General features: G+C 33.6%; 8 protein-coding genes and 1 pseudogene. 7 read left to right on the top strand and 2 right to left on the bottom strand.

The genetic code is table 11. The annotated features are described in order from the left end of the window. Positions 1-41: 41 nt before the first annotated feature. Positions 42-2,043: pseudogene (gene ispG / locus Q0X14_RS15630) on the bottom strand ((E)-4-hydroxy-3-methylbut-2-enyl-diphosphate synthase). Positions 2,044-2,210: 167 nt separating this feature from the next. Between ispG and dnaG the strand changes: the two are divergent. From dnaG to Q0X14_RS12115, 7 genes are all read left to right on the top strand, one after another. After that, complete coding sequence (gene dnaG, locus Q0X14_RS12085) at positions 2,211-4,088, top strand: DNA primase (protein WP_297838906.1); 1,878 nt, start codon at positions 2,211-2,213, stop codon at positions 4,086-4,088. A gap of 63 nt (positions 4,089-4,151) precedes the next feature. Further along, entirely contained in the window at positions 4,152-6,290 is a 2,139-nt protein-coding gene (locus tag Q0X14_RS12090) for a hypothetical protein (protein WP_297838908.1), read from the top strand. A 136-nt stretch (positions 6,291-6,426) separates the two neighbouring features. After that, on the top strand, positions 6,427-7,398 hold the full coding sequence (locus tag Q0X14_RS12095) for a hypothetical protein (RefSeq protein ID WP_297838911.1): 972 nt from the start codon (positions 6,427-6,429) through the stop codon (positions 7,396-7,398). A 72-nt stretch (positions 7,399-7,470) separates the two neighbouring features. Next, positions 7,471-8,019 carry a hypothetical protein gene (locus tag Q0X14_RS12100; protein ID WP_297838913.1) on the top strand — a complete coding sequence of 183 codons (549 nt, stop codon included), beginning with the start codon at positions 7,471-7,473 and terminating at the stop codon, positions 8,017-8,019. 113 nt (positions 8,020-8,132) lie between these two features. Continuing rightward, entirely contained in the window at positions 8,133-8,324 is a 192-nt protein-coding gene (locus tag Q0X14_RS12105) for a 4Fe-4S binding protein (RefSeq protein WP_297838915.1), read from the top strand. A gap of 101 nt (positions 8,325-8,425) precedes the next feature. Beyond that, the gene (locus Q0X14_RS12110; RefSeq protein ID WP_297838918.1) at positions 8,426-8,809 is read left to right on the top strand and encodes a four helix bundle protein; all 384 of its coding nucleotides are present in this window, start codon (positions 8,426-8,428) and stop codon (positions 8,807-8,809) included. Positions 8,810-8,865: 56 nt separating this feature from the next. Next, positions 8,866-10,035 carry an NAD(P)/FAD-dependent oxidoreductase gene (locus Q0X14_RS12115; protein ID WP_297838922.1) on the top strand — a complete coding sequence of 390 codons (1,170 nt, stop codon included), beginning with the start codon at positions 8,866-8,868 and terminating at the stop codon, positions 10,033-10,035. A 74-nt stretch (positions 10,036-10,109) separates the two neighbouring features. On the opposite strand, the gene Q0X14_RS12120 is transcribed toward Q0X14_RS12115, so the two are convergent. Beyond that, positions 10,110-12,392 (bottom strand): TonB-dependent receptor, encoded by a 2,283-nt coding sequence (locus tag Q0X14_RS12120; RefSeq protein ID WP_297838924.1) that lies wholly within the window; start codon positions 12,390-12,392, stop codon positions 10,110-10,112. Positions 12,393-12,500 lie beyond the last annotated feature (108 nt).

The raw sequence follows: 12,500 nt of genomic DNA on the forward strand, positions 1-12,500 counted from the left end.
ATGATAGTCCAAAATATCCAATGAAAGCGTTGAGATTAAAATCACGGCTCAACCCATTTCCCATCCTCTTTGATCAGGTTGATGAGTTCATCCACTGCATTTTTTGTGGGAATATTCCTTCTTACAATATTTTTTTCACGGTATAGTGTGATTTTATCCACGCCTGAACCAACATAACCATAATCAGCATCTGCCATTTCACCAGGACCATTAACGATACAACCCATAATTGCGATTTTTACACCTTTCAGATGTTCAGTTCTTTTTCTAATCATTTCAGTGGTTTCCTGAAGGTCAAATAGGGTTCGCCCACAGCTTGGGCAAGCAATGTATTCAGTCTTGGAAATTCTCTGTCGTGCTGCCTGAAGAATATTAAACAGTAAACGGTTTATTACTTTCTCTTTGGAGTCGGATTTCCTTATGAAGCTTTTAACATACAATCCGGTTTCAGCTTCTTTGCTTGTAAGTTCATTAACATTTAGCCAAACGCCATCACCAAATCCATCAATAAGCAAAGCACCAAGATCAGTTGAAGAATAAAGCTGTAAATTCTCAAAAGAAATTTTATCATAATCTCTTTTTATGATTACCGGATTTTGAAAATCCTGCAAAATCAATTCGAATAAAATTCTTCTTTGATCTGCCATTCCGTGGAGATTGGTCGTTTCTAAAATCAATACTGCTGTTTTATCATTCTTGATAAGTTTGAAGTTATCATCTTCAAGAATTTCAGAATTGATTTTTACAAAGTTTAATTCATCTGATTTTTTATTGCCAATCAGATAACTCTTTAAATCAAAAATCGGATAACTGTTATAAGGATTTTCAAGTTTTTGCCAGACATCAGAATCGTAAATAGCTTTCAAACCATTCGGACAATCAAAGGGCAGTGTTTCTTTTCCGAGATAAATTAAATCTGCAGCAGTATCTGACAGAAACCACTTATCGCTTGGTTCATCATAAGTGTATCCGATGTCTTCCAAATCTTTTTGAGAGGTAATTTTTCGGTTTGAATAATCTGCCACAACTCTTGGAACATTTGAACCTCCAATACCAAGTATCTCAAAAGTTTTTCTTTTGTTGTAATTGAATGGGTCTATTGGCGATTCGTCAATTGGTTTAATTGGTTGATGATTTTCTCTCCCTTTGTATCTGTTCGCAAGTGAAATAGCAACTGGAGCTTCAAATTCAGGATCTTCTGTTAAGAGAAACACGAATTGTATCTCCTAATCCATCTTCAAGCAAAGTTCCAATTCCCAATGCTGATTTAATTCTTCCATCTTCTCCACCACCTGCTTCTGTTACTCCCAAATGAAGCGGATAATTCATTCCTTCTGCTTCCATTTTGTTAACAAGAAGCCGATATGCCTGAACCATAACTTGCGGATTACTCGCTTTCATCGAAAGAACAATGTTATGATATCCTTCATCTTCACATATTCTTAAAAACTCAAGTGCACTCTCGACCATTCCAAGAGGAGTATCTCCATAACGACTCATAATTCTATCTGATAATGAGCCGTGATTTGTTCCGATTCGCATCGCAGTTCCATACTCTTTACAAATACGAACTAAAGGAACAAACTTTTCCCGGATTCTTTCAAGTTCAGCCTCGTATTCTGCATCAGTGTATTCAATCAGTTCAAATTTTTTCTTATCTACATAATTGCCGGGATTGATGCGAACTTTCTCAACAATTCTTGCGGCAAGTTCAGCAGCATTTGGAGTAAAGTGAATGTCAGCAATCAACGGCACATTATAACCTCTTTTGCGAAGTTCTTTCTTAATATTTTCAAGATTGCGTGCTTCATTTATACTTGGTGCGGTTATTCTAACATACTCACAACCAGCTTCAACCATTCTTATTGTCTGGGCAACCGTAGCTTCCGTATTCATTGTGTCGGTAGTTGTCATTGACTGAATACGGATTGGATTGTTTCCACCTAAAGGAATATCACCGATATAAACTTCTCTGGTTTTATATCTTGAATATTTAGTAAGACTATTGCAATATTTTTTCAGATTTTCAATTTTAGTTTCCATACAGCTATTAAAACCTTAAAATTATAAAAATAGTTTCAACCAGTAATTAAAATATCGTTCAACTGAAAAATGGCAATTATTCATTTAATTTTTGGCAAATATAAATAGAATTGACACGATGCAGAAAACCGAAAATTAGTGAGCTTCAAACTTTGTATATTTGAGATATGAGAATATCCGAATCTAAAATAGAAGAAATAAGAAATGCTGCAAATATTGTTGATGTTGTTTCCGAATATGTGCAGTTGAGAAAAAGAGGAAGAAACTATATCGGACTTTGCCCGTTTCATTCCGAAAAAACACCATCTTTCACTGTAAGTGATGAAAAACAAATTTATCATTGCTTTGGTTGTCACAACGGCGGAAATGTTTTCAAGTTTCTGATGGAGTATAAAAAAATTTCTTTTGTAGAAGCTGTTCAGGAACTCGCCGAGCAATTGGGAATTGAACTGAACTATGATGATTCAATCCCTGAAGGTCAATCAGAGCAGGAAATTCTTTTTGACATTAACACAGAAGTAGCAAGATATTTTTCAAACAACCTTTTGAATGATGATGAAGGCCAGATAGCGAGAGATTATTTTCAGAAACGAAATATAAAAGTTCAAACGATGAGAGCATTCGGATTAGGTTATGCACTCAACGGATGGGAAAATCTTGTAAGCTTTCTTAAACAAAAAAATATTGATTTGGAAAAAGCTCTTCAGCTCGGGTTGATTGGCAGAAACAAGGATGGAAGAGTTTATGATAAACTTGCCGGCAGAATAATCTTTCCGATTTTCTCTCCGAACGGAAGGGTTGTTGCCTTTGCCGGAAGAAAACTTCGCGAAGATGATACAGGTGCCAAATACATAAATTCACCTGAATCAATAATCTATGTAAAAGGCAGAGTTTTATACGGACTTTCATTTGCAAAGGATGAGATACGAAAACTTGATAAAGCAATCATTGTTGAAGGTTATATGGATTTGATTTCTCTTTATCAGGCGGGAATTAAAAATGTTGTTGCTGTTTCGGGAACAGCACTCACTGATGAGCAGGCACAACTACTTTCCCGTTATACCAAAAATGTTGTTCTTCTTTTTGATGCAGATACCGCTGGAATAGCTGCTTCTATGAGAAGCATTGAAATACTTTTACGAAAAGATTTTGATGTTAAGATTGCAACACTTCCATCAGGCGAGGACCCTGATTCATTCGTTAATAAATACGGTAAAGAAGAATTTGAAGAGACGATAAAAAGAGCAGAGAATTTTCTTGAGTATCAGACAGCTTATTATGAAAAACAGGGAATGTTTGACGATCCGACAAAAGCTGCTGAAGCAATTCGTGATCTCGTTAAACCGATTGCAATAATTGATGATGAATTAAAGAGGAATCTTCTCATCAAAACCATATCGAAGAAATTTAATTTACGAGAAAAGCTGCTTGAAAAGGAACTTGAAAAAGCGCTTGAACAAGAAAAGAAAATAGCAAGAACACAGACGCAGAGAATTTATAAAGAAGAAAAGATCTCGCAGAAAGTTTTAATACCTGAAAAGATTAAGTCCATTCCACCTCAGTTTTATAATATTGAAAAGGAAATAATCAAACTTTTATTTGAAAATGATTCGGTGATAATAGAACTGATATTGGAACACATTGATGTGGAAGAATTAGAACTTGAAATTCACAGAATAGTTTTCGAGAAGATAAAAGATTACTTTAGTAAGGAAGCCAACTCAAATCCTGCTGATTTAATTTCTTTGTTTGATGATGAAATACAATCTTACCTCCGTGAAATTACTATCGAGCAGCACACTATAAGTCACGCCTGGTTTGAAAAGCATCCATCAATCAACTCCGAAAATAATCTTTACAGATATACTGCAGATTTGTTAACAAAATTCAGGCAATTACATATTGACATTAAAATTTCTGAAAATCAGAAAGCAATTGCAAATGCTGACAGTGAAGAAATCGCCTTGAATTTGATGAGAGAAAATCTGGAACTGGAAAAAAAGAAAAGGGAAGTTAAAATCACTATTCCCGGACAAAAATTATAAGCGTTTGTTAGCTTCTTAAAAAATTTTTATTATTTTACAGCCGCACATTTTCTGTTGAGGGTTATGTCGGGGAATTTCGGACCTTCTTTACTATTACAGATTGAGGATGAGTTAAAAAAAATTCATCATCTATCTTCAGAATACTACTCCAACAAATTAAAATTGTGGCTTTACCTTCCTGTATTTGAAAAAATCCTATCTTCTGATAATCAAAATGTTATTGAAGCTTATACAACCGAACTATCATTTGATTTTATCAATTCAATAATTAACTCTTCACTTGAAGGATTCACTCCGAAATATTTAGATCGCATTGAATTTATTCTGAGCATTTTGAATTCATTACCGTATCTCACTTCTTTAAATCTGCAAATTGAAAAAGCAATCAAAAAAGTTTCTGATTGGAATGATAAATTAAACAACGCATTAAATGGTAAAGAAATAATTTCCGATGATAAAAATTTAATTATTCCTTTGCTTGAGAGTTATAATCACGATGAAACTGTTTTCGGTTTACTTGAGACCATCACTGTTAAAATAAACAAGAGCAAAAATTCCGATAACTTTCTGATTGTACCCAGTGAGAAAGAACTTGAGCAATTGCTTGAAGAACAGATTAAAGTTTCTTGGATGAATGCAAAAAATTATGTAAAAGATTTTATCAGAAATTTGGATAATTATCACGAAGTCATAATTCATTTTAATAAACGAACAGGATTTTGTCGTGGCAATTCTTTGGGCGCAGCATTAACAATAAAGTTTATAGAAGAGTTACTTAACTATTACAACGCAAAATATCTTGTTGAAAGTGTTCAGGGAATTGCAATTACCGGAAGGCTTTCGGAGGATGGAAAAATCTTATCCGTTGGTAATGATATTATAAGTCGTAAAACAGAATTAATATTTTATTCTGATGTAAGTCATTTTGTAATTCCAAAACAAGATGAAGCATCTGCAAAAGGGAAGCTCGAAGAATTAAAGTCTGAATATCCGGATAGAAATCTAAAAATAGTTGCTGTTGAAGATCTTGAGGATTTACTCAGCAGAAGAAATGTAGTGACAATTAAAAAACAGAATCCTGTTGTAAGAGCCAAAAAGTTTGCACGAAAAAACATTTACACAACAATTATTGTCCTATTGCTAACTGTATTGTTCACAGCACTTCTGACAATTGACTTTGATGACAATCCTGCACTAGTAACATTAGATGGACAAAAAGCACATATAAAAAACAAAAATGGAAAAGTTCTATGGCAAATTGATTATCCTTTCGATACCAGGAATTTGGGTGATCCAAGAGCTGTAAAAGCATTCTTCAAAATCTGCGATATTAATAATGATGGTTCAAACGAAGTCATTTTTGTAAAAAACAGGTTAAAAGATGGTTTTATTTACAGTGAGATAGGAACAATTTTATGTGTTGATAAAAATCAAAACTTAATATGGGAATTTAATTTTCAGGATACGGTCTATTCCGAAAGAGAAGATTTGCCGCCGATTTATTCTCTATATTTTATAGACACCACCTCATATAAGGGTGAAAAGATTTTATTATTTTGGGCAAATAACGGACCTTCATTCAGTTCAGCTATCTCAGGAATAAATTTGCAAACTGGAAAAAGAATTAAAGAAACATTTTGGGGATCAGGACACACTTATGGAGGATTAGTACTCGATGCTGATCGTGATGGGGCACAAGAAATTATTGCCTGTGGATTAGATAATGGATATGAAGATGCTGTTTTCTGGATATTAAGGTTAAATGACCTTGATGGTTACAGGCCTACCAAACAGGAATATATTATTAAAGACAAAAAAGAAGCTAATCTCGTTGCATATTTAAGGATTCCTAAAAATGATTTTGATATATTGGTTGGACATCGAACGACGGGGATCGTATTTTTTGATCTATCCTACAAGCAGGAAATGAAAAAATTTTCCTTTACATTATTTAATTTTAAAACAACGCACATAGAATTCTCAGCCAAAATCTACACAGTGGCTTATGAAATTGATACCAATTATACGGTATCAGATGTTATAATTGGAAGCAATTTCAGAGTTATCAGAGATTCTCTTGTTGCACACGGCAATTTAAATCCGCCCTTTACAGACACTAAAGAGTATAAAAAAATTTTAATAAGCAATGTGCTATACTGGAAAGATGGAAAATGGTTGAGAAAAGAAGAATTTTTAAATTAAAAAAAGCCGCCTTTCAGCGGCTTTCAATCCCCCAAGCAAATTCATATTCAGGGACAGAGGTGCTTCTATGATGATATATAAAAAAATTTTTGGCCGTTTCGGAAAATTTCAAAATTATTTTTTATGTTTGAGCTAAATGAAATCCGGTATTGAAATATTACCCTTACTTCAATCTCTTGATTGTTCTGCTTCAAGAAACAAATTAATCGAAGTTTCCTTTAAAATTGCTGTTCATTATATAAGGTTAAATCATCGTCGTGTTAGAAAAGTTCTCCTTTCGGAGGAAATTACAGCTGATGAGCTTGCGCTTGAAGCAATCGCTTCTTTATTTGGGACTGACGAGCAAAATAATTTTTGTGTTTTACAGGACTCGTTGAAAAAATGGCAGCCAGCAGTGGATAATGAGCACGAGGCACAGAGGTTTCTTAATAATATTATTCGTTCCAAAGTTAATCAGCATATTGCCAAACTTCTTCGCGAAGCTGATCCATTTTTTTCTAAACTTCTGGATAAAGTTAATTATCAAATAAAGAAAAATTCGTTTAGAAAAATTCACTATCTGGGATGTGTTTATATTGTTCCTGATAATTCAGAAGAAATAAGTGGAAAAATTATACCGGAGCAGGAATTTAATCAGCTTCCAATAGAACTGTTTAAGTACGGTGAAAATTTTATTCAAAAAATCTTTAATTATCTTAATGCCGAAACATCATTTGCTTCCGCAATTCCTTTAAACTTATTGATATTTAAACTTAAAGAAACGGATACTACATTTTTTGCAGTTCAGGAATCAACATCATTGCAAATTGAAGAAAAAGATATGGATTATTTAGTTGATCTTGCAATTAAGAGAACTTTGGAGAAGCTGAATAAAACTTATATTCAAAAAGGTAAGTTAAGAAATAATGAATTATCGGTTTTTGAGAAAACACTTATTGATATTGCAGTTGATTTAAAAAACGGCGGAGTTAATCCGGGTTTGCATAAATATTTTTTATTGAACTACGCTAATCTTACTTTTGAAGAGTATAAACTTCGCTACCAGAATATTCTCGAATATCTTTTCAAACTACTTAAACAATACATTGTTGAGGAATTAGACCATTAATTTCTACCCGGTTCATTTTCCGAAAAAGCAAAAATTTTAACTATATATACAGTATAAAATGAGGATTATAAATTGCGAGAACATATAACAGAAAAAGATTTATTTGATTTTGTTTTCTTTCCGACACTGTTATCAAAGGAAAAAATTTCATATTTGGAAAATTCTGAAGACTTTAAAGAAGAAATAGAATTTTTTACTGACTTGAAATATTCTTTACAATTAGAATTAACTCCCGAACAAAAACAATTAATTGCAGAAAAGATTCCAGCTTATAACCCGGTTAATATTATTAAGCTTTATCCTGTTGAGCAGGCGAAGAAACGCAAAGTAAATGGATTAATACTTGCCGCTGCTTCCGAAAACATCAACAAACCAACTGTTACATCCCGAACTTTTTATGATGATAATAAAACTTACATCATAAAAATATTAAACTATGAAAACTCCTCTAAGATTTTTGTGTTTTCAACTCAATATGAGGTAATTAAAAATTTTGATTTGATTATCTCTCCACAGAATTTAAGATATCATATCGATGATAATACAATTCCTCTTGAGCTTGACTTTAATGTTAATCCCGAGTCGGTTACACTAGAGTTCAATCTTATTAAACAATCCTGAAATTCATTTCATCAAGTTTAAGCGTTTGATTAACTTCGCAAAGGATTTAATCTAACTTAATAAACTTGTCAAATTCAGAAATTAAATATCGTCAGGCGAAAACCGGAAAATTAATGATAGAAATTCTTCCGGACAGATGTGACTTTTGTGGTTGCTGTGTTGGAGTATGTCCGGAGGATGCAATTGAATTGAAAGAAGCAGAAATATTTATTATCGATCCACGCTGTACTAATTGTGCAAAGTGTGTTTGGTCTTGCCCGATTGAAGTGATTAAATTTAATAAGGACGGAGTTGCTTTAAAATAATATTAAGTCTGAGATTTCAAGTAAGCAGTAGGCAAAAGCCAGTAGGCAAATGATAATAAATCGGTTTTATAATTTTACTAAATAGATGAAGGGAAAATTTTATGAAACAGTCTTTCAGGGATTTAACTGTTTATAAAAAGGCATTCGATATGGCAATGAAAATATTTCATTGCTCAAAAACTTTCCCAAAAGAAGAAATATATTCTTTAACAGATCAAGTCAGAAGATCATCCCGATCGGTGTGTACATCTATTGCGGAGGCATATAGGAAAAGAAAATATGAATCTTATTTTATATCTAAAACCTCCGATGCTGATATGGAAAACTCTGAAACTCAGGTTTGGCTACAATTTGCATTAGAATGCAATTACATAAAAAAGGATGTTTATGAAGAATTGATGGCTCTTTCAGAAGAAATTGGAAAATTATTAAATCATATGATTGAAAATCCGCAAAGTTATTTGAGAAATGCTGATAAACTTTAAAATATTTGCCTATTGCTTACAGCTTATTGCCTATTAACAATTTTATAGTTGAAGTAGTGAATAAAGAGTACGACATAATAGTAGTCGGTGCTGGACCGGCTGGAAGTATGGCTGCAAGATTTGCTGCAGAACGGGGAGTTTCCGTACTGATGCTTGAGAAAGACAGAGATGTTGGTTATCCTGTCCGATGTGGTGAAGCAATAAGTAAAGCGGGAGTTGAAGAATTTATCGCAAGTGATGATAAATGGATTGCGGCACGAATTAGTAAGTTCTCATTTAATGCACCTGATGGAACAGAAGTAATAATTGAATTTGGTGAAGCAGGTTATGTACTCGAAAGAAGAATTTTTGATTATGAACTTGCAAGAACTGCTGCTGAAGCCGGAGCTGAAATAGTAACACGTGCTTATGTAAATGGACTGTTTTTCGATAGCGATGGAAAAGTTAACGGAGTTAAGTATGAATTCAACGGTGAGCAAAAAGAAATTAAATCCAAAGTTGTAATTGCTGCTGATGGTGTTGAATCGAGAGTCGGTAGATGGGCAGGACTTAAAACTCATATTGATTTCCGTGATATGGAAAGTGCGGTTCAAATAACTGCTGCAAATATACCTGTGGATCAAAACACGCTTTACTTTTATTTTGGAAAAGATGTTGCACCTAACGGATACTTCTGGATTTTTCCTAAAGGTCATAATAAAGCAAATATTGGTTTGGGAGTAAGTGGAATAATCGGTAAGAAAAAATCAGCACAATCTTTTCTTGATGATTTTATGAATAAACATTATCCAAATGCTCCTGTTCTGACTAAAATAGCTGGCGGAGTGCCTTGTTCAATTACGCTTGAAAAAATTTCTGCACCAGGAATAATGCTTGTTGGTGATGCTGCCAGACAGGTTAATCCGTTAAGTGGTGGTGGAATTGCAAGCGGAATGATTGGTGGCTCAATTGCAGGAAGAATAGCTGCTGAAGCAGTTAAGATGAATAAGCCTGATCATATCTTAACTTATGATAAAGCTTGGCACGACAGACTCGGTAAACGACATGAAACTTTTAACAGAATAAAAGAAGGCATTTATAATTTTTCCGATGAAAAGTTCAATAGCATTGCTCATTCTGTACTTAAAATTCCGGTTGAGAAGAGAACACTGGGAAAAGTTTTTACGACAGCGCTAATGAATAATCCATCACTGCTTGTTGACATTGCTAAAGTGTTTGTTGTGTGAAGTTATTTGTACGCAGATTAATATGATTTGTGGGAATCATAATTAATCATAAAAATCTGCGTACTATTTTGACATTAAAACTCAGCACTAATTCCTATTGAAGGTAAAATTCCAATGGAAGCTGATTCATCAATTCGTTGTTCTCGTCTGTCCCAACGAATTCCGCTCGGATTTTTTCTGTTGTAGACATTCTGAACATCAATGTAAGTAATTAATGTCCAACCACTGAAGAACCATCTTTTATCAACTCTTATATCAAGACTATGAGCTGACTTTAATCTTCTGCTGTTGTAATCAGAAACTAACTGGCTGCCATCAAGTTGATACGGTGTATAAGGTCTTCCGGAAGCAAAACGGAATTTTGTACTAACTTCCCAATACTTATCAATCTTATAACCACCGCTTAAATTGAAAATCCAGTTTTGATCATAAGTTCCGTCTCTTTCAATTCCATCTAAAGATGTAAAATCAGTTTTGCTGTAGGTTAAACTTAAAATTCCATAGTAAGGGGTGTTAGAAAGTTTTTTCTGCACAGATAATTCAACCCCGCGAGATTTACCATAACCATTACTTACCAAGGGTTCCAATCCGAATGAAGAAAAATTATCATCACTTCCTGAAAAACCAGCGCCGGTATTTGCTAATACAAGGTATGGTCTCACAAGACTTGTCGGATAATCAGAATAATCTTTATAAAATCCTTCAACTTTAAGAAGAGCATCTTCATTTAACTGATGATCAAAACCAAGTACATATTGGTTCACTCTTACATTTTTAAGTTCGCGGTTTTTTTCATCTGCAATCAACCAGATGTATGACGGAGTTTGATAATATATGCCTGTGCTGAAATTCAGGTTTGTGATAGGTGTTAGCATATAAGAAGCAGAAAATCTTGGACTGAAATAAAATTTGTTTTTTATCGCATTAAAGTAATCTGCTCTTACTCCGAGATTAGTTGTGAGTCTTTTCATCAATAGAAAATTAAAATTAAGATAAGATGCACCTTTGAAGAAATTTTCTGACTTGCTAAGTGAAGTAATTGGTAATGAATCACCAAATGAAGTAATGAATGTTGGGAAAAGTATATCAGCATCAAACTCAATCAGCTTGGCAGTTACACCAAAATTCATTTCAGTAACGGAAGAAAATTTATGAACGACATCTAATCTTAGATTATTTTCTTCCTCCTTGGATTTGTTCTTAAATATCGGATTTAACAATGAATCACTCTGTTGTGTGTCGTAGTCCGTATAATTTCTGCCTATTGATAAATTCATAAAGCCATTGCTGAAAAGTCGCTGATAACTGAATCCGGTAAAATATTGTATTTGATCACTGCCTAATATTCTGGAATTGTCATATCTCTTATCAGCATCATCGTTAAAGAAATTTACATTGTTAAAAGCACTAACAAACAGGAAAGAGAATGAATTTGTGTTATCGAGTTTGTAATCTGCTTTTGTTAACACATCGTAATATTCAGGGACAAATGAAAATCCGGCAGACTTAAAAATAAAATCGAGATAACTTCTTCTTGCAGAAAATATGAAAGATGATTTGTCATTGAACAATGGTCCTTCGGCATTTAATCCGAATTGTGAAGCTGAAATTGTAGCTTTGCCACCAATGCGGTCGGTTCTTCCATTACGAAGATTTATTTTTAATACTGAAGAAAGTTTATCACCATACAAAACAGGAAATCCACCTGTTGAAAATGATGTTTCTTTCACAAAATCAAGATTGATATAACTTAAAGGTCCGCCTGTTGCGCCCTGAGTTCCAAAATGGTTAATGTTTGGTACTTCAATTCCGTCAACAAGGTAAAGATTTTCAGATGGAGCTCCGCCACGAACAATTAAATCGTTTCTTCCTGCATCAGCCTGTGCAACTCCGGGAAGAACAGACAGTGCTCTTATTACATCTTCAAAACCACCGGGGCTTCTTCTCAATTCTTCATAACTGAAATTTCTAACACTTGTTGGTTCAAGAATATTTTTGCCAAAATAATCTGCAGTGACTACGACATTTTCAATTTCAATTGCCTGTGGAGATAGTTCAAAATCAACCTGAGTTTGTTTTCCCGGTTGAACCATTACATCAGTTTTCACTCTGTTATTGTATCCAATTACTGAAGCTCTCAACTGATACATTTCTGCGGGAACATTTTTAATTGAATACTTCCCGTTGATATCAGTCGCTGCACCAAAATTGGTTCCTAATATTATTACATTTGCCCCGATAAGAGGTTGTCTGGTCACTGCATCAATAACGGAACCAACGATTTCTCCGGAACCATTTTGAGCAAAAATATTTGCTGATGATAAAAGTATAACCAAATAAATTTTAATGTATTTCATCTTCCTTGAATAAAATTTTAACTCCAATTTTTAAACAATTTTATCAGTATAAAGTTCATTTAACACTGTTTTTGTTTTATTGTTATATTTACGAGGCATATTTACAAA

This window comes from Ignavibacterium sp. (assembly GCF_025998815.1).
In the GTDB taxonomy this organism is placed as follows: Bacteria; Bacteroidota; Ignavibacteria; order Ignavibacteriales; family Ignavibacteriaceae; genus Ignavibacterium.